The organism is Microcoleus sp. FACHB-831 (assembly GCF_014695585.1).
GTDB lineage: Bacteria > Cyanobacteriota > Cyanobacteriia > Cyanobacteriales > FACHB-T130 > FACHB-831.
Window position 1 is genome coordinate 87,494 of the sequence record NZ_JACJON010000077.1, and the last position, 26,854, is coordinate 114,347.

The window sequence follows — 26,854 nt, forward strand, 5'->3', positions numbered from 1 at the left end:
GTAATTGCAAGTAAAAATATACTATTATTTCTATGCCATCTCCTGCCAAAGAGCTTCGTTAATATCCACCAGAATCTCTTCTAACCGTCCGTCAAACGCCTTATTAATACGCTCAAATCCTCCACCTTGCGCCTTGAATGCTCCGCGATCGAAAGCATCCCGATCTACAATAACCTCTGTCTTCAACTGTTGGCCAATCCTTTCGAGCCACTTGCGCTGCGGTGCAGTCCAAGCACGACTCGCCAAGATTTTCTTCATCGCTTTATCCACGCGATCGCCATAAGGAACCAACGCATTTCCTAGCGCCGCCTGCCGAATAAATCCGATAATAGAAGCAGCAATATCCTCGTTTGTAGTCTCCCGCCACGCCACTTGCAAATTAGTTTCAGAGAAACCCGCCGCATCCAATAACAGACGCACTTCCTTGAGTTGCGATCGCGTCAATTCGCGGGGTCGCTGAGTCACCACCAACAGCGCCGGAATCTTATTCAAATTCTCCCCTAAAAAGGCGTTAAAGCTGTTTAAATAATCTTGCGGCTTTTCCCCCTTTCCATACCCCCGTTCTACACTCCTCAAAACATTGGGGTGATGGGAAATTAAAACCGCTTGCAACCCGCCATCGCGTCGGTCTAACACTTCAGCGATCGCTTTTTTATCCCGCAACCACTGCGCCGCCTGGGTGGGACTAGATTCGCGCAGATGGCTTACCACGTCATCAACAGACATATTTGCCAAGAGTGCGATCGCTTCCTTGCTGTCATCGGAAAGCGATCTTTTTTTGCGCTGCAACTTCGCCAACAGCTCATCAATAATACACGCGATCGCTGTCGAATCTTTCACCCTCCCCAACTCATCAACTAGCTGACTAAAAGAAATATTCGGCTGTTTAACCACTGGCTTCATTTCCGACACTTTCGAGATAGTGCTATAGATATCTACCGCATCAAAAACGCGAAACACCTCTTTACCAATCTCATCACAAAGGCGAGTAGCGCGTCCTATCATTTGGTCATACAATATCCGGGAATTCACCCGTCGCATAAACACTAAATTGCAGATTTCGGGAACATCAATCCCCGTCGTCAACAAATCTACCGTCACCGCAATCTTAGGATTAGCCTCATTTTTAAAACGGCGAATCAACTGCATCGGTTTATCAGCATTCCCCGTAATCTTCAACACCGCGTCATCTTCGACGCTACCATACTGCTTTTCTAAAGCGAGTTTCAGTTGGTCAACCACCATATCCGCATGATCTGTATTGACGCAAAAAATTAGCGTTTTCCCCGGTAACGCTGGGTCAATATTTTCAGCCAAATATTCACAAACCACCCGATTAAATTCTTTAGTAACCACCCGCCGATTAAACTTATCAACATCAATGCGAACGGTATCCGGCGCGTGAACTAAATCCAATTCCCCCGTTTTAGGGTCAAAAAACTCCATCTGGTCGCCTGGGTTCCAGACAATACCATCTTCAGATAACGCTGTTTTAATTTCATAAGGCGGTTCGTGGTCAATCAACCAACCATCAATTACGGCTTCCGGATAACTGTAGGTAAAAACAGGTTCGCCAAATATCTGGGTTGTATGCAGCGCTGGCGTTGCTGTCAGACCAATTTTTACCGCATCGAAGTAATCCAACACCCGGCGATACTTAGAAATGTAGTCGTTGAAGTCGCGGAAGGTTAGTTGTGTCTCGCTTAACTCTTGGTCGAGCAAATAACCGCGATGGCACTCATCAACTACAATGCAATCATATAGATCGACCGTTGGAATAACAGTTTTTTCAGAGGGATAAATCAGGCGTTTGACAAAACTTTGGACGGTTGCAATGTGAACTTTAGTATCGCTATCAATATCGCGATCGCCTAATTCCTTAATCTCAAAAATATCGGCAAAAGTCTGTAAACTCTCCATCCGCGAATCTTTAAAAGCATTCGCCGACTGTTCCCCTAATGCCGTGCGGTCTACTAAGAACAAAACGCGGCGAAAGCGCTTAGTTTTCAACAACCGATATACCAAAGCAATGCAGGTTTTAGTTTTCCCCGTCCCCGTCGCCATTGCGATCAAAAGTTGGCGCTTATTATCAGCAAGTTCTGCCTCAACCTTTTGAATTGCCTTAATCTGATAATCTCTAAGCTTCAGGTTGTAGCTAAAACCTTCTTCAGCCAGCTTTCTATGCGCTTCCTCTAAATCCTGACTCAGCGTATCAACCAAACCTTGCGGACTGTACCAACTCGGTAACGGTCGGCGCAAATTTTCAGGACGGCGCAAGTCGCAAAACCAAATACCGCTTTTAGTCCGCAGTTGCTCTAAAAATTCCCTGCCATTTGTTGCAAATACAAACGGGACTTTAAATTCACCCCAAGGGTTGCCATTTGCTATTTCATCCCCTTTGATTTGATAGCCGCGACTGTAGCGCTTCGCCTGGTCAATTGCTGCGGAAACATCCTTACTCTGGCGCTTAGCTTCTACAACTGCGACAACTTGCAATCCTACAAACAACGCATAATCAGCGCGTCCATCGGCTGTGGGATATTCTGCGATCGCTAAATTCTTCCCTTTTTGCGGACGAGTACCGTTATTATATTTAAGTTCTTCCGAGTCTACTTCCCAACCTGCTGCTCTTAGTTGCGCGTCAATCAAGCGGCGCGTCTCGGCCTCATCGAGAACAACTTCCTTTTCCGCCTGCTGCACTTGACGAAGAGTTTGTTGCAAAACTTCAGCAGGTTGACTAACAGTACGCGCTTGCAGTTCAGCCAAATTATTTAATGCTGTTTTAGCTTCTGCTTCCGCTTCTTCCAACAACTGTTCGGCTAACTGTCTGAGTTCTGTTTCCTTTGCGGCTTTAGCCAAAGCCATTTCCACCGCCGAACGCCTTTCGTCAGCTTCCTGTCGCAGCCGTTCTAATTCTTGCTGGAGTGCTTGCGTTTCATTTAGCGGGTCGGGTGGCGGAATAAACGCCCCCGCTTTAAAGTTTGCATCTCTACCAAAACTTCTGTGAAACCAAATGCCTAATTCCCTGGCATATTTAAGGTTACTTAGCGCTGTGCGATGGTCGCCGGATAAGGCATGATTGGCATCATTTCCCGCACGTCGCAACTCGTGGAATAGTTGATTAGTTCGACCTGGTAAATACCCCTTATCCCGCAAGCGATTGAGTAACTCAATCTGCGATTCGCCAGCGTCAGGATCGTATTGACCAAAATTTGCTGCTACTAACTGCGCCAAAAGTTCGCCAAACTGACGCAGTTTCATCAAGCAGGTTACTGGGTCATTAACAAAATACTGTTCGGCCAGAGTTCCTAAGCGCAATAACTGCGGTTCGCGCTCGCCTAAAAAGGCAAAGTTAGGAGATTTGAGACTATTATCCTGTGGCATCAACTAATTGTTAATTTCTAGGTTAAGTTGCTTCTAATTCGCGCGATCGCGTCCTTTAATCCGTCACTATGAATCCAGCCTACATAACCACCGTAAACCATCCGGTCATTAGCATCGGCTAAGAAAACGTGGTCAACTCCCAGAGGATTTTTCCAGGTTTTCACTGCTGTTCCGTCCCTCAGCCTGATAATTGGGTCGGAACTTTTAAAGTCTCTGTGGTGTGCTGGAGTTATACCGGGGACACTTTCTAAAAGCGCGATCGCTTCTTGTGTTGCATCCGAAGTTTGAGCGTTTACCGCAGTCGAACAACCGCACCCATCTATTACAGTTACTTTTAGCCTATCCCTAATATCGCCATCAAATAGCGACAACGAATTAATCTCTTCTAAAAGCTTCCCAGCCGCTTCAGACTGTCGTCGTTGGCAATAAATCGCCGTTAGTAAATCCTCAAGCCCCACTTTAGCCAAAGCATCAGTAATTAATCCCGTCAGCCCTAAAACAGCCATTCCCCCTAACATTCCCCCAGGGCCACCCAAGAAGGCTAAAGCTGCTGTAATAGCAGCAGCCCCGGTTAAACCAGTAGCAGCCATTGTGATGACCAGAATTACACCCGGTAATCCTAAAGCCGCAATTTTTTTGACGACTTCATCCATTGCCTTTAACCCTAATTGCTACATCGCAAAGTATTGTTTTAGCAAATTTTTGCCTTTAGCGCACCTTTCATTAAAAACTCATAATAATTTTTTCAAGCTAAATTTTCGCTTGATTATGCAAAAAATCTATTTGTTGCAAACAAATAGTAAAATGTTGTTAAAGAAAAAAATATATTATTTCGATTGCCCTTTAATTAATATAGCTGAAATATTTTTATCGCAGTCCTAAATGATTCGTGAAGCGAGATACCCGATTTCTTATAGAAGTCGGGTATCTGAATATAGCAAACGTGCTAAGCGACATTTGTTGTCCAGTCCCAGCGTTGATGCTGGGTGATGTCATCCCGGCGTCTGGTTAATAGATCTCATCTGACGATCGACAACATTACCGCTAAAATCTACGCCAGGGCCTTTGGGAATTGGGATATCAACGTTTTCGCTATCGTGGCTAGAGTCATTGAGGTCTTGCGGGCGATCGCTTGAATAATCAGCGCGTGAGGTATCCGGGCCTGCATCCGCCGTAAGGAAACCACTGCCATTAGCATCAGCGCCTACTGCATCAACGTGCATGGGTTGCTGTGAACTCATCCTATTTCCTCCTTGTACAAAGCACAAAGCTTGCTGTTAGTTCTGTAACAAGTGTTGAAATTTTAGTTGATGCTTACCTCAGTCTGAAGGCTTATAATATTTATTTTTTTGATGCTAGGCTTGTAAATTTCCGGCTGCACCTCCTCATAAATCGCAATAATTTCCTTAATCCTGTTTCCCTAAATGCAACGTCTGAATGAGGTTTTATTCTATTGCTCTTTCTTGCGGTATTTCATAACTAACAAATTGGGCGAATTCAAAATAACACTTTTAGAAAGAGCGTGGGGTGTCAAGCAAGAGCATCACACAAGCCATGAGACACTAGAATAAAGATTGGCAAGGTTATAGTTACTCGCTAGTGCCCAAGAACGACGCACAGCCGCATCCGCATTAACTAATCCATAGCCATAAGTATTATCCCGGCCAGTTGTTCCCAAATCCATCGCTGTATCAACTAGAATTTGACGTACTTGCCCACCATCCAAGTTACTATTAACGCTCCAAACCAGAGAGGCAATTCCAGCCATATTGGGATTAGCGGAAGACGTTCCTCCAAATATTTCCATCTGCCCTAGCTTATTCATAGCTGGCGAATTTGTAGCAGCAACTAAGGTTAAATTAGAACCCCGGTTGGAATATGGCGCAAGAGCTACGCCTTGGGGGTTCTTTAAGTTATTGACATAATTTGGGGAATAATCATAATACCCACCATTATCTTTTGCTGGTAAAAGCGCCCCAACAGATACTACATTGCTGTGAGTAGTTTCTAACTTAGCTACACCGCTAACACTGGTTAGATAATCCGGATCGTCAAGATTACCGCCAGGGCCACCATTACCTGCGGCAACAGCAAAAAAAGCAATATCGGAGTTATTTTTGATTAATTGCTCTAGCTCCGCTTGCGTGCCACCATAATTAAGCCAACCCTCACCTTGAATTCCACCCTGAAAAACAACCCGCTGATTATTTGCTCGTGCGTAACTTATTGCATCCTTTATTCCTTGCTGTAGAGATACGCCGTTGTAAACATCATTAATATACACATTGCTATTCCAGTTAATGCCAGCAATACCTGAGTTGTTGTTAGCAGTCGAAGACATGATGCTGGTAGAAAGATGCCCGTGCCCATGATCGTTGTAGTTATCATCATCGGATGGATCGGTAATTAACCTACTTGTTGAAATGTCAGTTATACCGCCACTCCCTCCAGCTTGTGTCAAAATTCCAGTATCCAAAGAAACCAACAGCACATTTTTAGAACCTTGAGTAAAACGCCATGCACTATCTACATCAGATACATGGAGATTCCACTGTTCGCCGAAGTAAGTGTCATTGGTGCGAACTTGCAGTTCTAATCTTGAACCATCTGAAAACTTAAGGTTTTCAATGCCTTGGAAGTAAAGCTCCCGGCCATCAGCTAGAGTTAAATAGTCAAAAGCTGTACCGCCGAAGATCGCTTGATTATTTGTCGAACCATACAACGGATTAAAAGCACTAAGGCTGATGCCATTTATACTCGTAACATTAGCGCGGGAGACATTAAAAAGATCTACCGTGTCCGTACCGCCGCGACCTGTAATGACAGCACCAGTTCCTAGACCAGCTGAGTAATTGAGGGTGTCAGCAGCAAAAGTGCCATTAGTTTGATTCCAACCCAAAACTTTCATAGCCTGGGAAGAGGAGAAAATGTCTTGATCGTTGGTAGTGCGCGCAACCGCGAGGAGTTGATAATCACCCCCAGTCAAGCTGGAAAAGTTAGCCAGGTTTATTAACTGATTGGATAAACTATCTCCAGTCCAAGTTCCTAGAGTAGATACAACGTTGCCATTGCTCGTTACTAACAACCGAACATTTGACAAAAATGCCGGGTTTGTCAAGTTATAGCTAAAATTTATAGCCCCATTCTGAAAAACGGTATTGTTAGTGTTGTCACCAGAAGCATCTATGGCACTAACGCTGCTGAAACTGGGAGCTGTAAATACAGTAGTTACGCTCAGATTGTAGCTAGTATTCGCGTTTGTAGCGGAGTAGACGCGAATGTAATAAGTGTCTGCATTAAGGTTAGTATTAATCCCCTCTGCTGCTGTGTCGGAATTTACCGAACTATAGATAACTGCTCCGCTGCTGTTGAGGAGTTGCACGTCAGCATTTGCACCCAAGCCGTTGACAGCTAAATTGAAGTCGCTTTTCGTGCCGAAAGTGAATTTATAGTAGTCATTCCTGTCAGAGCTGCCTACCGAATCTTTATATGTGGTGATGCTAGAACTTACTGTTATGTCGCGGGCATAAGCTACTGTGTTGGGGGCCTTCTCTAGAACCGCATCATTTAGCCCAATCTCCCAGTTGAGGTCGTTGTTCGAGGTGAGTAACAAACTATTAGCGAAGGTTGTGCCATTCATCTCCCACACGGCATTTTGCCCCGTCGCATAGTTGCGCCAGACTAAATCGCTTTTGCCATCACCGTTGAAGTCGCCCGTTCCCGATATTTGCCAGTTGAGGTCGTTGTTTGAGGTGAGGAATATACCGTTAGCGAAGGTTGTGCCGTTCATCTCCCACACGACATTTTGCCCTGTCGCATAGTTGCGCCAAACTATATCGCTTTTGCGATCGCCGTTGAAGTCGCCCGTTCCCGATATTTGCCAGTTGAGGTCGTTGTTTGAGGTGAGGAATATACCGTTAGCGAAGGTTGTGCCGTTCATCTCCCACACGACATTTTGTCCCGTCGCATAGTTGCGCCAGAGCAGGTCGTCGTTTTTGCCATCGCCCGTAAAGTCACCTGTCCCTTCTAATTTCCAGTTGAGGTCATTGTTTGAGGTGAGGAACAAACCGTTAGTGAAGGTTGTGCCGTTCATCTGCCACACGACATTTTGCCCTGTCGCATAGTTGCGCCAGAGTATGTCGCTTTTGCCATCGCTGTTGAAGTCGTAGCCTTTCACAGCACTGCTTGGAGGGGTTGATGCCGAGACGGAGGGCGCAGTACTGCTGGAATTGTAGGTAGGAACGCTGAGTCCGGGCGCGATCGCTGATGTTCCCAATGTTGGTGGAGTCAGCTCTTGAAAGCTAGACCCGTTGGAGCTGAGGCGTTCTTGCAAATTTGATGTGCTAGGCATACGATAATTACACCTGTATGGCTGTCAGACAGGCGTCAATATTTTTATGAAGTCTCTAATCTACGTCTACTCTGCCCCCGGACGGGCGACAACTGTGTTTATACGAGTAAACTTAGAACTTTGCCAAATCTTTAAGTTGCCTGCCAGTTCCATTGACTGATGCCCAAGAGCAAAAGATGAACCACTTAAGGCCAGACATTGGTTACATTCCGACAGCTTTAGATCTTGTCAATGCAATGCTCGCTCTAGCCAATGTGAATTCTAATGACATTCTTTACGATTTGGGCAGTGGAGATGGACGAGTGGCGATCGCGGCGGCTCAACAGTGTGGTGCGCGGGGTGTCGGTATCGACATCGATCCAGAACGCATACGCATCGCTAAGGAAAACGCTTTTCTTGCTGGAGTTAGCGATCGCGTAGAGTTTCGCCAACAAAATTTGTTTGAGTGTGATTTCAGTGATGCTACGGTTATTTTTCTGTACCTATTACCCCATCTTAATCTCAAGCTAGTACCCCAACTATTTTGCCAGCTCAAGCCCGGTACGCGCATCGTGTCTCATGACTTCGACATAGGTAATTGGAAGCCCGATCGTACAATTCAAATGATTTCCTCAGAAGACGAAGAATCCACCCTCTACTACTGGGTAATGCCAGAGGATATTCCACAGGTCTAAGGTGCGATCGCGCCAATAAAACCTACAGCTTTTTTAAACCGACAAACAAAACTAAGCGCTCCCTCCGTTGCGTCGCTTTCAGTATTTTTCAATTAATTAATGACACTTTCAACACTAGATATCAGCTTTGTGCAAAACCACCCCTAGAATGCCATATTTATTCGATACCTAGACCCGTTTCTGGAGCAGCTTATGGTAACACAGGTCGGTCTGAATCTGTAGTTTCCGTAGGTACGCCCAGATGCTTGCGAGCGTCTTGTTCTGCCATCTGGTGGTCGTGTTCGCTGTTAAATTGACTTTCATCTAGTAGATGTTCGCTCCGTGCCGCTTCATCTCGGGTTGGGGGAGCGCCATTTTTCCACTTGTACTTGATATCCATGTTTCTGCCTCCTAATTACCTTAATATCAAGGATGTGCGATGTCAGGGCTAGCGGTGTCTGTCCAGAGGCAGAATTATAGCTTTACATGATAACTCCTGGCTCAAAAAATGGGCTTGTTGAGAAGATCCAAATTATAAGTCATACTCAGCTCTTACATTTTGATGTATAGGCTTTTAGGCCTATTACTTAAGCATGAATTTTCTCCTATTCGACAATATCTTTAAAATTAAAGAGCGTTGGTATAACAATATAAATGGCGAAATTTATAGCCATCTAAGTCATTGTTAGAGATAAAAATATATTTTCAATTTGTATCAATAACTGTTGTTTCAGCACGTCAGCGATCGCGCATATATGGTGTAATATAACGACTATTTGCTCTAACGTAACACCTCATTCTATCTGGACTATTTTTAGCCCGCTCGTACCTAACAGGCATCCAGGGCTTACCTGCAATGTCTCTGGCATTAAGGAGAACTTCATCAGAACCACCACGCCCCACTTCGGCTTGAATTACATCATCTTTATTAAACTTCTTGATAATCCGGTTATTTGTTCCTGGGGTGCTGCGACAGTTTAAATTATTACTAACAACACGCCACACCGAACCTGCCATCAAACTAGAATTAAGGGGGAGAGTTGCTTTAACTGGAGCATCATTGCTGTAGTAGTCTCCGAATCTATTTGGAGAGCTTTTATCTATGTCTTGGGCAAAGGCTACAGAATTAAGGCTGTAAACTAAACCAATGATTTTTATCGCAATTAGGCGGTAATTCATAATAAAGGCAATATTAATGTTTGGGGCGATCGCGCTCTGCCATAATTAAAGTATGCCCAAAAATAAAAATGGCAAACGTGCAGGAGAAGCAAATGGAAAATACAGCTTGGCTAGACTTAGTAACAGGTGGAATAGCGATCGCTATTCTCATAAGCGGAATCGCTATGCTCTTACGTGGAGTTTTAGCCTTTGGCGATAAAAAGAAATAATCGAAACCAAATCCTAAAACGAACGCATCAGGAATCGCCCAAATTAACAGAAAAAGTTTGCCCTTCAACCATCACGCGATCGCCTTCTACTAATTGCCGTCCTCGTCGGGTTTCGATCGTGCCGTTGACTTTTACCTCGCCCCCTTGAATCATCAGTTTGGCGTGCCCACCAGTTTCCGCTACACCTAGAAGCTTTAAAAACTGGTCGAGTTTAATTGTGTTGCCGCTTGTCGTCATAATAAGTTTTGCACTCAACTTGCTATGTTTAATTGTACAAACAGCGATCGCCAGAATGCTCTCGTTTCGCTTCAGGGCTTACAAAAATGCCCCGTAAAAAGGGGCGAAAATTCTATAGCCTCCCTTTTTAAGGGGCATAGTTTAAACAGCACGCCTTCTACTTCTGAAGGGCCAATTCCCAAAGATCGTAGCCGCGACGAGTCAGATGCACTCCATCTGTTGTCAAATCAGCACGCAAATTGCCTTCAAGATCGGTAAAACGAGAATGAAGATCTAAATAGCTTGCCCCTTGTTGTTGAGCGATCGCAGCTATTTGCCTGTTAAGATAACGAATCCGAATGTTAGAAATTGTTGACACCCGCGTGGGCAAAATTGATTGCACAACTACCTCAGAACGTGGGTGATTTAAGCGCAAGCGGCGAATTATCTGCCTGATATTACTAAGAATCGCCTCGTTTGTAGCACCTTGTTTTAAATCATTGACGCCAGCTAGAACATAAATAGCATCGGGTTGTGTTTGAGAAAAAGCTGACAATCTTTTTAAAATACCAGTGGAATTATCCCCAGAAATTCCCTGATTTAGCCACAAAGTTCCATAGGGAAGTTTCTCTTGAGGAAACCACAATGTAAGAGAATCTCCAACTAAGATAGCTAGACGATTCTCGCCCCGACCGTGCGCGATCGCTTTTGCTTCCTTTACTAATAAGCGCTTCCACTGCTCATAGGCGGGTTTTTTCTTAGCCTTCTCCCAATAGGATTTAAAGCTATAAGCAGGCAAGCGCGTATAAATCTGCCCAGATTGTAACGCTGCTACCCGTTGGTAAAATAGCTGAGTTCCCGAGATGGGTTTTATAGTTGCAAAATCAGATAAATTATCTGAATTCTTGATAATATCTGAACCGGTAAACTTTACGTCAGATAAAAGAATTGGATTAGATAGTTTTGAGTTTTGTAGGGCAGTAGTTTCTCGACTCCCAACAACCGACTCAGGACTAAATTGAGAGTTGAGCGCGATCGCTGATGTTGGCAAACCTGCAATTGGGGAACCATCAGCAAGCGGGCGATCCAACAAACTGCTGAATTCCAAAGTCGGCAATTCTAAACTAGGGACGCTGTGGTTACCAACAAGTTGCAAAAACTCCGTATCGTAGGCATCAAACTGTGCTAAAGGTGGGTCTGGTGGTAGCGTAGAAGGATTAGCGATCGCCCCATCTGATATTGACCCTTGCGTTAAAAGACCTGTAGCCAGTAGATAAAAATGGCTCATTCCGTCACTCCATCATGTCCTCTTCTCCCTTTCACAGGCTTTGTTGTTAAAGTCCGGAAAGTTTGATAGGGCATTTGCCTAGCAACGCATACAGTCAGGCGCGTGACTATACCATATCCTTTGGCATAGAATCTTCAGTTTGTCATTATTCTAAGCTTCTTCCTCGATCGAGAGTTTTGTCGATTCGGGTGAGTAAATCTAAATCGATATACCCCATTGGTGCGATCTGCCGCGTCTTCAATCCTGCAAATTACCATCAGTTTTTTTCTTGATTGTTCAAGGGTAGCCTCACAGTAAACGTAGTTCCAACCCCAACTTCACTCTTGACATCAATTTGACCACCATGTAAGTCAACCGACCTTTTAACAATTGCTAATCCCAGACCAGTACCCCGAATCGTACCGACGTTTTTCGCCCTATGAAAACTCTCATACAGTCTTTTTAAATCTTCAGGAGGAATGCCTATGCCAGCGTCTTTAATGTAAAAGATGGCTTGTTCATCCTCACAATTAATTTCAAAATCTACAGTGCTACCTTCAGGGGAATACTTAATAGCATTTGAAAGTAAATTATTGAGGATGTGCCGTAGTAGCTTTTCATCCATATGAGCATTGGTGTAGCTCCCTGTAGAGCTAGAATTCAAACTATTGCGTACTACGAAATTAACCTTATGTTGAATACCAACACCCAAAACAATTTCTTCCACAAGTTCGCGGCAGAAGTTTTCTAGATCGAGGAGGGCTGGTTTAAACTCTAATTTTTTCGCTTCGGCTTTTCCGATAAGCAGCACATCATCCAACAACTCCGTCATCCTTTGAACACCTGCTTGAATGCGATGCAGATGAGTGATTTTTTTATCTTCTGCTAATTTATGGCCATAATCTTCTAGCAACCCGGCAGAAAATAAGATCGTGGATAGCGGAGTGCGGAATTCGTGAGAAGCCATTGATACAAAGCGGGATTTTAGTTCGTTGAGTTCTTTTTCTTTTTCCAGCGTTTTGTACATTTCCGCTTCAGCTAGCTTACGCTTGCTGATGTCGCGGAATATCAACACCGCTCCCTGTAACACCCCATTTTTAGAGCGAATGGGTGCAACACTGTCATCAATTGGTATTTCTCTACCATCCCTTTGGATCAAAATTGTATTATCAGCTAATTCAAGAACAATACCCTCGCGCAATGCCCGTTCTACAGGAATTTCAGCAGGCTGTCGCGTCTGCTCGTTGATAATACAAAAGACCTCATCAATTTTTCGTTCCTTAGCTTCGTTAATAGGCCATCCTGTTAGCGCTTGTGCTACAGGATTCATAAAAGTGATAACTGCTGATGTGTCAGTGGTAATGACAGCATCACCGATGCTTGAAAGCGTAACTTCTAGCCACTGCTGTTGTACTTTCAATGCCTGCTCTGCCCGCTTGCGATCGGTCATCTCACGATAAATTAAGTAGTAGACCAAAGCGAGAATCACAAAAGTCAGGATGATGCCAGCCGAGACTATAACGATTGTGTTGCGGGCGCTGGTTTGAGCAATTGCAGCGCGCTGGTTTAATAGTCTTGCCTCCTCATTCTCCATTTCGCGAATAGTGTAGCGGATATTATCCATAAGTGACTTTCCGCGATCGCTCAACACTACTTGCAATGCAGCCTCAAACCCTTTGGTCGATCGCAATTCAATAGTCTGTTTGAGTTCGGATGATTTTGCGGCAATCAGCGGAACCAGGATATCAATCTGCTGCTGGTGTTTGGGGTTATCTGCTGTTAGTTTCCTAAGCTCATCAATTTGTCGTTCGACATTTTCAACTGCAACTTCGTAAGGTTCCAAATAATAATTTTTTCCAGTAATAATATAGCCGCGTTGTCCAGTCTCCGCATCCTTCATATACGAGAGTAATTCTTCAAGCTTGGTGATCTTCTTTTGAGTTTGTGCAACCTGTTTGCTGGTATTAATTACTTCTCTGATGCTATGGTATGAAACTGTAGCAATCAAAACTAAAATTGTCGAAGTTAACCCAAATCCTCCGGCAATTTTTTTAAAGAATTTCCTGCGCGTTTTCTCTGCTAGCTTATACTCATTAGTCGGTGCTAGTTTCAGACTTTCTAAGTTGTGCCGTAGCTCTAGTTGCTGGGTTACTCGGCGGGCAATCGTTCGCAATGCCTCTAATTGTTTCGGGCTGAGTTCCCTTGGTACGCGATCGATCGCGCAGAGCGCTCCCAGTGCGTGTCCATCAGGGGTAATTACGGGGATACCCGCGTAAAACCGTATATAGGGTTCGGATGTTACTAGGGGGTTAGTGGCAAACCGTTCATCAGCTAGCGCATCAGGAACTATAAAAACGTCAGATTGTAAAATTGTATGGGCGCAAAAGGCGTCATCGCGGGGTGTTTCCACAAGATCCAAACCCACTTTTGACTTGATCCATTGGCGTTTTGTATCAATTAGGCTGATTAAAGCAATGGGAGTTTCACAAATATAAGAAGCTAAACGGGTGAGATCGTCGAATGACTCTTCAGGTGCTGTGTCGAGGATTTTATACTGCAAAAGCGCCTCGATTCTGTCTATTTCGTTATCAGGCAACGATACTCTCATTCTTGCTCCTCATCAACTGCTGAAGTAGTCACAATCGCTGAACAAAAAAGATATATAATTGCTGCTCAATCGAATACTTCAGCAACAGAAAAATATTTCCCTTCATAGCAGCGGAAATCTTTAGACAGTGCAATGTCTCAGGTTAAGGTTCGCTCTCAGGAGTGGGTTTACCCACCCCTGCTATGGAGCCAGTGGTGTATTTCTGCCGAGCTGCTTTAGGGGTAACAATTATGTTGTACTCGATCTATTCGCTGCCAGCTGCGATCCGAGATACGATGGGTAAGGCTGCGTATTATAACTGGCCTGGATTTGCGCGATCGCAACTTTATTTTATTGCTTCTAGTTAACCTGGGGTTAACCTGTATTTATCTACATTTTTAACAATTTAGCCGTAAATTTGGCATAGATCTAAAGTATAAACTCACTTGAGCAATCCCAACAACAGCAACTGTAATTAACCTGTTGATGTTTCGGTATTCGCAGCATCACCCCGAAGCCAACTAACATAAAAAGCCTACCAATATCCCCCCACCCCCCTTATTTGTCTAGTTTAAGAGGGAAGCGTAATTCAAAGCTTATGTTTGCAGGGGGATCAAAAATTATGTTTTTTACTCCCACGCAAGTAAGGGGAAGATATGTCAAAATTTATTACCGTAGGGATTGGAGCGATCGCTCTTAATTGGTAATTAGGGAACAGTTTTTGTACCACTCATTATCCCTTACCACCTCAATCAAAAAACAAACGAAACATCTTGCCTAACTTTTCGACTAAAAAGAACTATTAATCTTGAAAAAAGTGGTCAAACGCACTTTACAGCTCTTAACGCCTAATTCCTCCTGAATTCTCGCAAAATCGAATATTTATTCCCTCTCAAACACGTACAACTCTGACAGCTACTCTGTAGGTAAAAATCTGCGGTAGAACCCCCAAGGGAAGGATGAAGAATGAACCACGAACGATAAATAATAAATGCTTCTCATCGCAAAATCCTTGAATCTATGCCGCAATACTTCGGACAACTCCAAAAAACGGAACAGCCTTGGTCAACCCTTGGCCCGGTACAAATTATAAACCGCGACGAACGCTGCATTCGCTTCGCTTGTGGCGGTTCCCTCATCGTCCTCAGCGTCCTAGCGCCCAACTTAATCCGCGTGCGACTAACACCAACGGGCGATTTTATGCCGCGTCGATCTTGGGCAGTAACCCTAGATGATGGAGAATGGCCAACTGTACCGTTTGAGTTGCGAGAATCTGATGAAGCGGTAGAAATCGAAACCCAACAAATGCGTGCGTGCGTTTACCGCAACCCCTGTCGCATCGCCTGCTTCGATAAAACTGGCAAACCCTTCGCCCACGATACAGATTTAGGGATGGGTTGGCGCATGGGTGCTGTTGCTGCTTGGAAACGCATCGAAACTGACGAACACTTCTATGGCTTCGGCGAACGTACTGGGCTGCTTGACAAACTTAGCGAAGTAAAAACCAACTGGACAACTGACGCGCTTGACTATAATTCGCTTACAGATGAAATGTACCAGGCGATTCCATTTTTTATTGGTTTGCGCCCAGAATTAGCCTACGGTATCTTTTTTAACACAACCTTCTGGAGCCAGTTCGATATCGGCGCGGAAAAACCAGGTATCTTGCGAATGGAAACACGCGGGGCTGAACTAGATTACTACATCATCTACGGCCCCGAACCCTCACAAATTCTCAGTACCTACACTGAACTCACTGGTAGAATGCAACTACCGCCAAAATGGGCGCTGGGCTACCACCAATGTCGCTGGAGTTACGAGTCGGAAGAGATCGTGCGGGAATTGGCTAAGGAATTTCGCGATCGCCGCATTCCTTGCGATGTCATCCATCTCGATATCGACTATATGCGCGGCTACCGCGTGTTTACGTGGAGTCCCAAGCGCTTCGCCAATCCCGCAAAATTGGTGGGTGACTTAGCGCAAAATGGCTTTAAGACGGTGACAATTATCGATCCAGGCGTTAAATACGAGCCAGAGGGTGATTACCACGTATTCGACGAAGGTATCGAACACGACTACTTTGTGCGTAAAGCCGACGGAAAGCTATTTCACGGCTACGTCTGGCCTGAAAAGTCTGTATTTCCCGACTTTATGCGCTCTGAAGTGCGTAAGTGGTGGGGCGATTTGCAAAAAAGTTTAACTGATGTGGGTGTTGCTGGTATCTGGAACGACATGAACGAACCCACCATTGACGAGCGCCCATTTGGGGATGGTGGGAGAAAAATTGCCTTTCCCCTAGATACGCCGCAAGGTGACGCCGAGGAGATATCTAACCATGCGGAAACCCACAATTTGTATGGGTTGATGATGTCTAAGGCGTGTTGCGAAGGACTGGAGCGATCGCGCCCAAACGAGCGCTCGTTTGTCTTAACGCGATCGGGTTATGCTGGCATTCAGCGTTGGTCATCGGTGTGGATGGGTGACAACCAATCGCTGTGGGAACATCTAGAAATGTCGCTGCCCATGCTGTGTAATATGGGGCTGTCGGGCGTGGCTTTTGTGGGTTGCGATGTTGGCGGCTTTGCTGGAAATGCGACGGCTGAGTTGTTTGCGCGTTGGATGCAAGTGGCGATACTCTATCCATTGATGCGCGGACATTCAGCGATGAGTACGGCGCGACATGAACCTTGGGTATTTGGCGATCGCACCGAGAAAATTTGCCGCGAATATATCAATCTGCGATATCAGCTACTCCCCTACATCTACACCTTATTCTGGGAAGCAACAACAACAGGCGCACCGATATTGCGCCCTTTGCTCTATCATTATCCAAGCGATCGCCACACTTACGCCCTCTACGACCAAGTATTGCTCGGTTCGGCCCTAATGGCTGCACCAGTCTATCGTCCTGGCGTAGAGTACCGCGCCGTCTATCTTCCCGAAGGCGTTTGGTACGACTGGTGGAGTGGCGAACGTTACCAAGGCTCGACGCATATTTTAGCCCACGCACCCCTAGAGCAGATGCCCCTCTACGTGCGTGCTGGCGCTATTATTCCCCTCGCACCCATAGTGCAATATGCAGACGAGCGTCCTCTGGATGAGCTAACATTACGCATCTTCCCAGGAAACGGCGAATTTACCCTCTACGAAGACGACGGTCATAGCTTTGAATATCAGACAGGCGCTTGGGCAACAACAACTTATCGCGTTTATTCTGAAGGGCAACAAACAATAGTTGAAATTGCTCAACGTGAGGGCAATTTTACACCAGCAGCGCGGGAAATTATAGTGCAACTCGTTGGTGTGGGAGAACAACGATTCAGAGATGATGGCACGCCCCGTAACCTGACATTTTAATAAATTTTTCTATTTAGCCCCCACTCGATCCGCTTGCCATTGCGGGTTTTTTCTAGCTAAATGCGATTAATGGCAGATCGGGCATCGCCCCGCAAAAATGCTATAAACGCAAAAAGGACAGGCATCTTGCCTGTCCTTTAAAGCATATATGGCGATCGTATAGCTAGCCCGCCTGTCGAGAAACTAGCTTTTCAATATTCGCCTGGGTTTGATGCAATAGCTGCTCTCGGGTATCTCCCGCATGGGTGAGCGTGGGAACCAAGTTACGGGCTTGTAAAGCCATGTGAAGCTGCAAGTGGGCCACGTACTCACTAAAATCTTCGCGAAATGCAGGATTTGGGGATTGCTTTGAATCAAAGGCCACAGTGTTGTCCGTCCCTGTCTCTAAGCTGTTTATCATCATTAGAAATTATCACGCACTTTTTGCTCTGTTTTAATTTCGCAACGAACTTTAATCATTTTTCGCTTAAATGTTAAGAACCGTAAAATAGTTGTAGCGATTTTTCTAATCTTCATTGCCTGAGTCCAGGCGAGTCAAGCTATGTCATCAATCAACAAACACATCCTGACGGTACACCTGGATATCGAGCCGCTCCGTCAAGTTCCCCAGCCAGCCGCCTACCTAGAAGATGTAGAGACTAGCAATGCAACGTCTCTACCACCGTTGCTGATGCTGCACGGCTTTATGGGCACTAAAGCTTGCTGGTTGCCGTTGATTGAACAGCTAAAATCCTCTCGTTTCCAGGACTCTGCCTGGGAACGTCGTTGCATCAGCTTAGACTTAATGGGTTTTGGCGAGTCAGGCAAACCAGCCATCCGCTACGACATCGCGAAGGAAGTCGCCTTCGTGCGTTGCGTCGTCGAGGCACTCAAGTTAGACCCCTGCTATATTATCGGACACTCGTTTGGCGGCTGGGTGGCGTCTGCTTATGCGTTGCAGTATCCCAATGCGGTTAAAGGCTTGATACTTGCAGCACCAGCAGGGATTCGAGATGATAGTTTTTGCGGTCGCTACGACCACTTGCGTCCTTTATTATGGCCTACACCTGTAGTTGATTGGGCGTTGCGGCTAGCCAAGCCATTTGCTAATACTACAGATAAACGCGCAACATTAGATAGAATTAGCTGGTTTAGACAAGAATTGATGTCACAGCCAGCAGCAAGATCGTTTTTACTCGACCGGATGCGACCTGAAGATGCAATTGATACAGTTGAGAAAGAAATTCATAGGCTGCGGGTTCCGACGCTGGTAATTACTGGTGACGGCGATGAAACTATTCCTCTGTGGCATAGCGAAACCTATGCTAAAGAAATTCCAGCCGCTCAGATAGCTATAATCCCAGGTGCAAGCCATGCATTGCCGCAAAATCATGCTTCGGAAATGGCAGATCTCATATTGCAATTCCTGGCGAGTTCAATTCAACCTTTCCCAGCATTAAACCATGACATCTCAGATTGAATACGGTAGCATCGCCAACCCTGAAGAAGCTGAAAAACTTGGGGTAATTCTCAATCAGTGCTTTAACAGTCCGCCTAACAGTTGGCAAACTTACAGCGATCGCATCGGCTTAGAAAACTTTCGCATAATTCGCAAAGGCGGAGAACTGATGGGCGGCTTGGCGATTTACCACATGGGGCAATATTATGGCCTTGAGAGCGTACCAATGGGGGGAATTGCTGCCGTTGGCATAGCACCAGAGTATCGCGGATCTGGAGCAGCGATCGCCCTGATGCAGCACGCCGTCAAAGAACTTTATGCCAAAGGATTGCCAATTTCTGTACTTTATCCAGCAACTCAGCGACTTTATCGCAAAGCTGGATACGAACAAGGCGGGATATATTGCAGTTGGGAAATACCCACTGAAACTATCCAAATAAAAGATAGCAACCTCCCGATAAAATCTGTCAGTTCCATCAGCCACGAAGTCTTTAAAGACCTTTATCACCAACAGTCGAAAGTCAATAACGGCAATTTAGATAGAAACAAAGCCATCTGGGACGGAGCCATAAAACCCCAAACTGAAGAACCAGTCTATGCCTATCTCATCGGCAAAGAAACCCAACCCGAAGGCTACATTATTTTGGCTCAATATCAAGAAGACAACAACAACCTAATTTTAATCAAAGATTGGGTAGTTTTAACAGCAGCAGCAGCGAATACTTTATGGACATTTTTAGCTGGTCATCGCTCCCAAATTAAAAAAATGAGGTGGCGCAGTTCACCAGTTGACCCTTTAACATTGTTGCTTCCAGAGCAGACAGCAAACATTCGCAATTTGGAACGCTGGATGCTGCGAGTAATTGATGTTCCCAAAGCATTGGAAAAACGAGGCTATCCCTTGGGAATAGAAACCGAGTTGCATTTGCAAGTAGAGGACGAATTGCTACCTGAAAATAACGGTAAATTTGTTTTAAAAGTATCCAACGGACGCGGTGAAGTCACAAAGGGAGGAAAAGGCGAATTACACCTAGACGTGCGGGGATTAGCACCACTCTACACAGGTCTGTTCGCGCCACATCAACTGCAACTCGCAGGGAAACTAGAAGCTACAGAAACAGCATTATCAGTTGCTACCAGCTTGTTTGCTGGTTCGCAACCTTGGCTGCCAGATTTCTTTTAAGCTTCGTAGCCCACCAGCGCCGGACTACTGTTTCAAAAATCAACCGGGGGTTCATCTAGATCGAGTCCTTTCCGCAGCCCGATTGCTATCTTACTATGCTTTTCAATTTGCCCCATCACTTGCTTGGCTCGACTTATCACAGAGGGCGGTAAACCAGCCAATCGTCCAGCTTCAATTCCATAAGATTTATCTGCACCTCCAGGCTGAACTTGGTGCAGAAATATAATTTGGTCGGCTAACTCTTTCACCGTCACTTGATAATTAGCAACGTTAGATAAAATCGACGCTAATTCGTTAAGTTCGTGATAGTGAGTGGCAAAAATAGTCCGCGCCTGAATATCATTTGCCAGATATTCTGCAACAGCCCAAGCAATCGAAAGGCCGTCAAAAGTAGCCGTACCTCTCCCAATTTCATCTAACAAAACTAGGGATTTAGGCGTTGCATGATTGAGAATATTAGCTGTCTCATTCATCTCCACCATAAAAGTAGATTGACCAGTAGCCAGATCGTCAACAGCGCCAACCCTAGTAAAGATGCGATCGCATATCCCCAAAGTAGCCGAACGCGCAGGCACAAAACTACCCATCTGCGCCATCAACTGAATCAAACCCACCTGGCGCAAATAACAACTCTTCCCGCTAGCATTAGGCCCCGTCAAAATAATTAAATCCGGCCTCTCCTCTGCTCTCTCTGCGCCTTTGCGGTTCGCTAATTCTTCCCTACCCAACTGAGTCGAATTCGGTACAAAAAAGCCAGCAGGCAGCGATTGTTCTACAACAGGATGACGCCCATCAATAATATTAATTTCCCGACTTTCAACCATCTCCGGACGACAGTAACCCTGATAAACTGCAACCTCTGCTAAACCGCACAAAACATCAGCAGCAGCAACAGCGCGTGAGACATTGCGAATTTGTTCTGCGTATTCTGCAACCTCTAAGCGCAAGTTACTAAAAATCTCATACTCCAGCCTATTTAGATCGTCACGCGCTGTCAAAATTCGCGCTTCCCGTTCCTTCAATTCGGGAGTAATATAACGCTCCTCAGTCGTTAAAGTTTGCTTGCGAATGTAGTTATCTGGAACTTGATCTGCCTTAGCGCGAGAGATACTGATGTAATAGCCAAAAGTTTTATTAAAGCCTACCTTTAGTGTAGAAATACCTGAGCGAGCTTTTTCGGTAACTTCCAAATTTGCTATCCATTTTTGGTCGTCTTCCGCTTCTGCACGCAGTTTATCCAAATCAGCGTTGATACCAGGTCGAATTAAACCGCCTTCCTTTAGGTGGAGGGGGGGCGCTTCTACTAGATTAACGTGTAGCTTCTGTGCCAGTTGTTCCAAGATAGGCGGCACTTTCTGCAAAGCTCTAAGAAAGGGAGAACTACCGTTAGCTGCTATTTCAGCTAATTCGGGTAATTTTGCTAATGAATCTGCCAAAGCAACTAAATCTTTAGCATTAGCAGTCCCGGAACCGGCGCGACCTGTTAATCTTTCTAGGTCATATATTTGGCGGAGTAACTGTCGCAAATCGCCGCGAAGAAAGTTATTTTCTACTAATTCTTGAATAGTGTCTTGTCTAGCGCCAATTCCTTTAATATCTAGTAGTGGTTGCAACACCCAACGGCGCAAAGCACGGCCACCCATTGCGGTGCAGGTTTTGTCTATTGCCCAGAGTAGGGAACCGTGCAACGTGCCATCGCGGACGGTTTGAATAATTTCGAGGTTGCGGCGGCTTTGGTGGTCGAGGATGAGGTAATCGGTGAGGGTATAGGTGCGTAGGGTTTGGAGTGGAACTGGGTTTTCTTTTTGGGTGTCTTCGAGATATTCTAATAATCCACCAGCAGCGCGAACTGCGAGGGGGAGGTGTTCGCAACCCAATCCTTCAAGCGATCGCACTTTAAATTTTTGCAATAGTCGCTGTCTTGCTTCTGCTGGGGTAAAGGGAATTTGCGATCGCAGTGCATAACAGAAAGACGGCGGCAAACAGTTAGGCAAATGCTCGCTAGTTTCACCCGGTCGCAGCAAACTTCCCAAATCCGGAGCATTAGTTGGAACCAGCACTTCTGAAGGCTGCAATCTCATCAATTCGTGAGTTAGTTGTTCTAATTCACTGGCTTGAGTGGTGAAGAATTCGCCAGTAGAAATATCTGCATAAGCCAACCCCCAATGATTCCCGGCAATAACTATAGCTGCTAGAAAATTATTGCGCCTCGCTGTTAGCATCCCCTCATCTAATAGCGTACCGGGGGTGAGGACGCGAGTTACTTGGCGGCGTACCAAATTTTTGCCTTCAACTTCAGAGGCTTCTTCCATTTGGTCGCAAATAGCAACGGCATACCCCTTTTCTACCAGCATTGTGCAATATCTATCTATTGCATGATGAGGAACTCCCGACATCGGTACGCGACCGATTTCTTTGCCACCATTGATACTTGTTAGAACAAGTTCTAATTGCTGAGAAACAATACACGCATCCTGAAAAAATACCTCGTAAAAATCGCCAACACGATACAGCAGTAACGCATGAGGATACTGATCTTTAATATCAGCATAATGCTGCATCATCGGCGTCAGCTTAGTTCGGTCTAGCTTGTGATAATCAGCGTTCCGGATCTTGGGTTGATTGGGTTCTTGAGGGGTAGATGCCGAGTAATTCATAGACGCTGGCGATATGCTTAAACCTTTAATGACTTTAGCGCAAGGTGACTCTAACAGTTGTTAAAGCTTTGTTAATATGTCGCGAGGAAGCAAGGTAAGTAACCTCATCCTTATTATTGATGGGTAATCTCGCGAAACTCTTTTAAAATTCTGCGAAATAGGGGATGGGTTGACGAGTCGTACTGATATGGATGAATGCTTGTCAGCGGCTTTAACTCCATCATGGTAGCAGCTAAGAAAGCAGCATCAAAATTACCTAATTCTTCAGGTCTAATATCGCGTTCAATCACCTCAATCCCCTCGGATATTGCAATATCAAGTATGGTAGCGCGGGTAATGCCGGGGAAAATATTCGGAGTTAGCGCAGGTGTAATAATAGTGTCTTTTTTCAGGAAAAAAAGATTAGCCACCGCAGCTTCGGTAATTCTGCCTTCCCTGTCTAGCAGGATAGCATCATTGAATCCAGCTAACTCGGCGGCGCGACGGCTTAAATAACTATTTACATAGGTTCCGCATATCTTCCACGTAATTGGAATGGCACTACCAGAAACGCGCTCATATTGAGATATATGGCAAGTAAGAGAGGTGTCTACATCCCGTGCAATAGTAACAGCCAAAATTGTCACATCGACAGGCATTGCATCGCTAAAGTTCAGTTGTGGCACTGAACGGTAAACAATCGGTCTAATGTAATAATTAGTTTTTGGGACTTCATCTAGCAATGACAGAATACCCATTTTAAGGTCTTCGTTTGACCAGGCAAATTCCAGCCCCATGTTTGTCGACCCATTGCGAAGGCGGTCTAAATGTGATTCTAGACGATGAATATAATAGCGATCGCCATTCCAATAAGCCATTATGCCATCAAAAACGCCTATGCCCAAGTGAAGAGAATGGCTAGCAATTGAGGGTGCAGCTTGTTCGCGTTCAACCAGTTTTCCGTTATGCCAAGCAATCGGCGTAGCTTCAAGAAACATTCAGGTAATTCCTATTTAACCCAAATAAGTCCAAATGCTTGAAATTATAATAAATTTACTGCAATAAACAAACTTGAATTCTGCATTTGCTCTAACAACCAAGCACCAACTTGCGTATTATCCATTTGCCGACTGCGCCCCAGTGCTTCTTGCAGTAAAGTTATCTCCAATCCAGGCAAAACTTGAGAGTGATTAATTCTCCTACTACAACCACCAGCAATGGAAAAAGCAACTAATGCTGCCCTATGAAAAAATGCTTATGCGATCGCCATCAGTTTCCAGCATCACTAGCTAATCCCTTCGATGCTATTACAACCGATTCATTTAAAGCTGTCGATTCAGATTCACTGCCATCTAATTGCTTCATTATTACCTCGCGCAAACTATCTGCAATACTTTTAAAAAAGCTAGCCAAGGGTACAGCAATCAAAACCCCTAGCAAACCTCCTAGCTTCCCTCCTATGAGTAAAGAAACAAAAACCCACACAGGATTTAATCCTGTTAAATTACCCAAAAGGCGAGGAGCAATAAAATTAGCATTAACCTGATCTATCGCTACGGCTATAGCTAAAACTTCCACGCCAAGCCAAAAATTTTGTAACGCTACCAACAAACTCACTAAGCTGATTCCTATCCCCGTACCAAACGGGAAGAAAGCTAAAAATCCAATTCCGATTCCAAACAGCAACCCTAAAGGAACTCGCAGAGCTAAAAAGGCCAGTGTCATGGCAAATCCAACAATAGTTGCCAACGTTGCCTGACCGATAAAATAATTATTAAAGTCCTCGCGTAAAGATTGCCGCACTTGAGGACTAAACCTAGCAGGCAACCATTTAAAAACTCCATCCCACATACGCTCTCCGTTCAATACCAGGTAGAAAGTTAAAACTACAGTTACCAGTATGTTGAAGACGCTACCAATGGTATCAAAAGCAAAACTAACAAGTTGACCTGTTAAGTTCTGGAGTTGGCTAGATAATCTGTCTGTAAATTGGGTGGCTAATCCACTTAAATTAACTGGAAGTTGCTGGTTTACAGCCCACTCTTGAAAAGTCTGTATTTGTTGCCTTCCCGAATCGATCCAACTGGGCAAAATCGTAGCAAGTTCGTTGAGCTGTTGTAAAATAATCGGAACTAAGGTTATACCCAAACCCCCTATTATCACTAACGCCAGCAACAAAACGACCACAACAGCCGTGTCACGTTTAACTCCTCTTTGCTGTAAAAATTGGATCGGATAATCCAAAATAAAAGCAACCAGAATTGCTGCCGCAAAAACGCTAACGAGGGGTTGAAAATATTGCAAAACCAGGAGCAATAGCCAACCATTCAAAACAGCAAGAGGAAATGCCAAACAGATAATTAACCATCGCGGGAATTTGTTTGCTGATTGCATGGGGTCACGTTCCGAACTGAAACTTCATAAAGATAAAAAGAACTTTTGTGTCTGGCTACTCAGGCAATGGAGGGGAACTTGTCGAGAAAATCCAGTAAAATTTTTTGATGAGGACTCCCCAGAGGTCGCACTTGCCCAGCGGCTTCAGAGTAGCGATCGCCCCTTCTAATCTCGTCTGGTGTTAATAACCCCATATCCCACCCTTCGCCTAACACTAACTGGTCGATTTCTACAGCAAGCGGTGCGTGAAAAACATGGCGCAACACTTTTTCATCAGGATAATAGCCAAACAATGTAGCCTCTGGCGGAGCATAGCCAATTTCCTCTAATAATTCCCGCTTTAGAGCCTCTTGGGGACTTTCATCCGGTTCGATGTGACCGCCAAAAAAGCCCCAATGTCCGGGATAGTAAATACCGGGGATATTATCTCGCAGTTGCAGAAGAAATTGACCGTCGCGATATAGGATAGCGATCGCTACCTCAACTAATTTATCCTTCATTCTTTATTTACCGTCTTCTTTTCTACCTGTTCTTGCTCCTGCACGTATACTTCTCCTAAATCTTTGCCGCCAATAGGAATGCTTTTATACTGCACTTGGCTCTTAATTAACAATTCATCCCCCTTATCTGGAAGAGTCTTGTTAGTTATAACCCAAATACTGCCGCTACCATCCTGCAATTCATAAGCGCCACTTCCCATAAACGGCGCAACAGTAGCCACTTTGCCTTTGATGTAAACGGTTGAATTGGTATCTCGACTCTTTTGGATATCTTCGATTTTTTTGACAGGTACACCATTAACCAACTGAGTAAAGTTACCACAGCCGGACAAACCACCCAGCAGCAGCGCAGCCGTACCTAATTGCAACACCCGGATTTTAACTAGCTTCATATCATCAGGGAAATTTAAGAGCGCTACACGATAAAAGAATGATACCTATCCCAAGTGGGTGTGATGATTGACGAAATCTGCGAAACTATCCATAGGATAGCCAATAAGAGCCAACATTCTTTAAAGCCTGATGCAATCCACAACTGCCGAGCTTTTAGACGGTAAAGCCCTGTCTGAACAAATTTACACGCAACTGCAACAGCAGATTCAGCAGCAGCAACCCCAAATCGGACGCCCTCCGGGGTTGGCCGTCCTGATGGTTGGCGATAACCCAGCCAGTGCTGCCTACGTGCGGAATAAAGAACGCGCCTGCGCTAAAGTGGGTATTGCCTCGTTTGGGCGTCATTTCCCTACTGAAACGACGCAGCAAGAGCTAGAGCAAGTCATTCACGCGCTAAATCAAGACGATCGCGTTGATGGCATTCTAGTTCAACTGCCCCTACCGCCGCACCTCGATGCTATTTCGCTGTTATATCAAATCGATCCAGATAAAGACGCCGATGGACTGCACCCGATTAATTTGGGGCGACTTGTGCGGGGAGAACCTGGGTTACGCAGCTGCACCCCTGCTGGGGTGATGCGCCTGTTGCAAGAATATAAGATTGATGTCAAGGGAAAACAGGCGGTTGTCGTTGGACGCAGCATTCTGGTGGGTAAACCGCTGGCTTTGATGCTGCTAGCAGAGGATGCTACTGTAGCGATCGCTCATTCTCGCACCCCCGACCTCGCTGCTATTACCCGCACTGCTGATATCCTGCTTGCAGCCGTAGGGCGTCCGTCACTCATCACCGCCGACATGGTAAAACCTGGGGCTGTAGTTATCGATGTCGGCATCAATCGCATAGAAGATGAAGGCGGTAAATCTCGCCTCGTAGGAGATGTAGACTTTGATTCTGTCCGCAACGTCGCCCAATTTCTCACCCCCGTCCCCGGCGGCGTTGGCGCGATGACAGTCGCGATGTTGTTGCAAAATACCGTATCAAGCTACAACAGGCGCCATTAAGGTTTGGGCCTTGGGGATTCTTAGTTAGGAGTAATGGGATTCCCCATGTCTCATTCCAAAATGTAAAATCCAAAATCTAAAATGCCATAGTCCCGTAAAATTGTT

Annotated in this window: 20 protein-coding genes; 5 read left to right on the plus strand and 15 right to left on the minus strand. The window is 45.2% G+C overall.

Features of this window, described 5'->3' with window-relative positions; all coding sequences use genetic code 11:
- Positions 1–30 precede the first annotated feature (30 nt).
- From hsdR to H6F77_RS28675, 4 genes are all read right to left on the minus strand, one after another.
- Positions 31–3,384: a type I restriction-modification system endonuclease gene (gene hsdR, locus H6F77_RS24985; protein ID WP_190491623.1), complete on the minus strand. Its 3,354-nt coding sequence runs from the start codon at positions 3,382–3,384 to the stop codon at positions 31–33.
- Between the two features lie 17 nt (positions 3,385–3,401).
- A complete protein-coding gene (locus tag H6F77_RS24990; protein ID WP_190491624.1) occupies positions 3,402–4,037 on the minus strand; it encodes a hypothetical protein in 636 nt (211 codons plus the stop codon).
- Between the two features lie 339 nt (positions 4,038–4,376).
- Positions 4,377–4,625, minus strand: coding sequence for a hypothetical protein (locus H6F77_RS24995; protein WP_190491625.1), 249 nt, complete (start codon positions 4,623–4,625; stop codon positions 4,377–4,379).
- 302 nt (positions 4,626–4,927) lie between these two features.
- Complete coding sequence (locus H6F77_RS28675; RefSeq protein WP_190491626.1) at positions 4,928–7,735, minus strand: S8 family serine peptidase; 2,808 nt, start codon at positions 7,733–7,735, stop codon at positions 4,928–4,930.
- Positions 7,736–7,911: 176 nt separating this feature from the next.
- On the opposite strand from H6F77_RS28675, the gene H6F77_RS25005 reads away from it, so the two are divergent.
- Positions 7,912–8,409: a class I SAM-dependent methyltransferase gene (locus H6F77_RS25005; protein ID WP_190491627.1), complete on the plus strand. Its 498-nt coding sequence runs from the start codon at positions 7,912–7,914 to the stop codon at positions 8,407–8,409.
- A gap of 190 nt (positions 8,410–8,599) precedes the next feature.
- Here the strand turns inward: H6F77_RS25005 and H6F77_RS25010 are convergent, their stop codons facing one another.
- The 5 genes from H6F77_RS25010 to H6F77_RS25030 form a co-directional block, all read right to left on the minus strand.
- The gene (locus tag H6F77_RS25010; protein ID WP_190491628.1) at positions 8,600–8,788 is read right to left on the minus strand and encodes a bromodomain-containing protein; all 189 of its coding nucleotides are present in this window, start codon (positions 8,786–8,788) and stop codon (positions 8,600–8,602) included.
- A gap of 338 nt (positions 8,789–9,126) precedes the next feature.
- The gene (locus tag H6F77_RS25015) at positions 9,127–9,567 is read right to left on the minus strand and encodes an SH3 domain-containing protein (protein ID WP_190491629.1); all 441 of its coding nucleotides are present in this window, start codon (positions 9,565–9,567) and stop codon (positions 9,127–9,129) included.
- A gap of 236 nt (positions 9,568–9,803) precedes the next feature.
- Positions 9,804–10,013, minus strand: coding sequence for an RNA-binding S4 domain-containing protein (locus H6F77_RS25020; RefSeq protein ID WP_190491630.1), 210 nt, complete (start codon positions 10,011–10,013; stop codon positions 9,804–9,806).
- A 157-nt stretch (positions 10,014–10,170) separates the two neighbouring features.
- A complete protein-coding gene (locus H6F77_RS25025) occupies positions 10,171–11,280 on the minus strand; it encodes a GDSL-type esterase/lipase family protein (protein WP_190491631.1) in 1,110 nt (369 codons plus the stop codon).
- A gap of 256 nt (positions 11,281–11,536) precedes the next feature.
- On the minus strand, positions 11,537–13,867 hold the full coding sequence (locus tag H6F77_RS25030; protein ID WP_190491632.1) for a sensor histidine kinase: 2,331 nt from the start codon (positions 13,865–13,867) through the stop codon (positions 11,537–11,539).
- Between the two features lie 999 nt (positions 13,868–14,866).
- On the opposite strand from H6F77_RS25030, the gene H6F77_RS25035 reads away from it, so the two are divergent.
- On the plus strand, positions 14,867–17,203 hold the full coding sequence (locus tag H6F77_RS25035; RefSeq protein WP_190491633.1) for a glycoside hydrolase family 31 protein: 2,337 nt from the start codon (positions 14,867–14,869) through the stop codon (positions 17,201–17,203).
- Between the two features lie 163 nt (positions 17,204–17,366).
- Here H6F77_RS25035 and H6F77_RS25040 read toward each other — a convergent pair whose 3' ends face one another.
- Entirely contained in the window at positions 17,367–17,567 is a 201-nt protein-coding gene (locus tag H6F77_RS25040) for a hypothetical protein (protein ID WP_190491677.1), read from the minus strand.
- Positions 17,568–17,744: 177 nt separating this feature from the next.
- On the opposite strand from H6F77_RS25040, the gene H6F77_RS25045 reads away from it, so the two are divergent.
- Together H6F77_RS25045 and H6F77_RS25050 are read left to right on the plus strand one after the other, a co-directional pair.
- Positions 17,745–18,662, plus strand: a complete 918-nt coding sequence (locus H6F77_RS25045) for an alpha/beta fold hydrolase (protein ID WP_190491634.1) — start codon at positions 17,745–17,747, stop codon at positions 18,660–18,662.
- Positions 18,646–19,824 (plus strand): GNAT family N-acetyltransferase, encoded by a 1,179-nt coding sequence (locus tag H6F77_RS25050; RefSeq protein ID WP_190491635.1) that lies wholly within the window; start codon positions 18,646–18,648, stop codon positions 19,822–19,824. The genes H6F77_RS25045 and H6F77_RS25050 overlap by 17 nt, the downstream gene beginning before the upstream one ends.
- A gap of 32 nt (positions 19,825–19,856) precedes the next feature.
- On the opposite strand, the gene mutS is transcribed toward H6F77_RS25050, so the two are convergent.
- The 5 genes from mutS to H6F77_RS25075 all read right to left on the minus strand — a co-directional run bounded on the left by mutS (position 19,857) and on the right by H6F77_RS25075 (position 25,746).
- Positions 19,857–22,481, minus strand: coding sequence for a DNA mismatch repair protein MutS (gene mutS / locus H6F77_RS25055; protein ID WP_190491636.1), 2,625 nt, complete (start codon positions 22,479–22,481; stop codon positions 19,857–19,859).
- Between the two features lie 113 nt (positions 22,482–22,594).
- Positions 22,595–23,458 (minus strand): aminotransferase class IV, encoded by an 864-nt coding sequence (locus H6F77_RS25060; RefSeq protein WP_190491637.1) that lies wholly within the window; start codon positions 23,456–23,458, stop codon positions 22,595–22,597.
- Positions 23,459–23,729: 271 nt separating this feature from the next.
- Positions 23,730–24,854, minus strand: coding sequence for an AI-2E family transporter (locus H6F77_RS25065; RefSeq protein ID WP_190491638.1), 1,125 nt, complete (start codon positions 24,852–24,854; stop codon positions 23,730–23,732).
- A 59-nt stretch (positions 24,855–24,913) separates the two neighbouring features.
- Entirely contained in the window at positions 24,914–25,354 is a 441-nt protein-coding gene (locus H6F77_RS25070; protein WP_190491639.1) for an NUDIX hydrolase, read from the minus strand.
- Positions 25,351–25,746: a hypothetical protein gene (locus tag H6F77_RS25075; protein WP_190491640.1), complete on the minus strand. Its 396-nt coding sequence runs from the start codon at positions 25,744–25,746 to the stop codon at positions 25,351–25,353. The genes H6F77_RS25070 and H6F77_RS25075 overlap by 4 nt, the downstream gene beginning before the upstream one ends.
- Positions 25,747–25,876: 130 nt before the next feature.
- Between H6F77_RS25075 and folD the strand changes: the two genes are divergently transcribed.
- On the plus strand, positions 25,877–26,749 hold the full coding sequence (folD, locus tag H6F77_RS25080; RefSeq protein WP_190491641.1) for a bifunctional methylenetetrahydrofolate dehydrogenase/methenyltetrahydrofolate cyclohydrolase FolD: 873 nt from the start codon (positions 25,877–25,879) through the stop codon (positions 26,747–26,749).
- The last annotated feature ends 105 nt before the right edge of the window (positions 26,750–26,854 follow it).

Coding starts and splice junctions, on each gene's coding strand:
- H6F77_RS25015 (WP_190491629.1), bottom strand. CDS start 9,567: ATGAATTACCGCCTAATTGCGATAAAAATCATTGGTTTAGTTTACAGC.
- H6F77_RS25065 (WP_190491638.1), bottom strand. CDS start 24,854: ATGCAATCAGCAAACAAATTCCCGCGATGGTTAATTATCTGTTTGGCA.
- H6F77_RS25025 (WP_190491631.1), bottom strand. CDS start 11,280: ATGAGCCATTTTTATCTACTGGCTACAGGTCTTTTAACGCAAGGGTCA.
- H6F77_RS25020 (WP_190491630.1), bottom strand. CDS start 10,013: ATGACGACAAGCGGCAACACAATTAAACTCGACCAGTTTTTAAAGCTT.
- H6F77_RS24990 (WP_190491624.1), bottom strand. CDS start 4,037: ATGGATGAAGTCGTCAAAAAAATTGCGGCTTTAGGATTACCGGGTGTA.
- H6F77_RS25050 (WP_190491635.1), top strand. CDS start 18,646: ATGACATCTCAGATTGAATACGGTAGCATCGCCAACCCTGAAGAAGCT.
- H6F77_RS24995 (WP_190491625.1), bottom strand. CDS start 4,625: ATGAGTTCACAGCAACCCATGCACGTTGATGCAGTAGGCGCTGATGCT.
- hsdR (WP_190491623.1), bottom strand. CDS start 3,384: ATGCCACAGGATAATAGTCTCAAATCTCCTAACTTTGCCTTTTTAGGC.
- H6F77_RS25005 (WP_190491627.1), top strand. CDS start 7,912: ATGAACCACTTAAGGCCAGACATTGGTTACATTCCGACAGCTTTAGAT.
- H6F77_RS25010 (WP_190491628.1), bottom strand. CDS start 8,788: ATGGATATCAAGTACAAGTGGAAAAATGGCGCTCCCCCAACCCGAGAT.
- H6F77_RS25030 (WP_190491632.1), bottom strand. CDS start 13,867: ATGAGAGTATCGTTGCCTGATAACGAAATAGACAGAATCGAGGCGCTT.
- H6F77_RS28675 (WP_190491626.1), bottom strand. CDS start 7,735: ATGCCTAGCACATCAAATTTGCAAGAACGCCTCAGCTCCAACGGGTCT.
- H6F77_RS25060 (WP_190491637.1), bottom strand. CDS start 23,458: ATGTTTCTTGAAGCTACGCCGATTGCTTGGCATAACGGAAAACTGGTT.
- mutS (WP_190491636.1), bottom strand. CDS start 22,481: ATGAATTACTCGGCATCTACCCCTCAAGAACCCAATCAACCCAAGATC.
- folD (WP_190491641.1), top strand. CDS start 25,877: ATGCAATCCACAACTGCCGAGCTTTTAGACGGTAAAGCCCTGTCTGAA.
- H6F77_RS25070 (WP_190491639.1), bottom strand. CDS start 25,354: ATGAAGGATAAATTAGTTGAGGTAGCGATCGCTATCCTATATCGCGAC.
- H6F77_RS25045 (WP_190491634.1), top strand. CDS start 17,745: ATGTCATCAATCAACAAACACATCCTGACGGTACACCTGGATATCGAG.
- H6F77_RS25035 (WP_190491633.1), top strand. CDS start 14,867: ATGCCGCAATACTTCGGACAACTCCAAAAAACGGAACAGCCTTGGTCA.
- H6F77_RS25075 (WP_190491640.1), bottom strand. CDS start 25,746: ATGAAGCTAGTTAAAATCCGGGTGTTGCAATTAGGTACGGCTGCGCTG.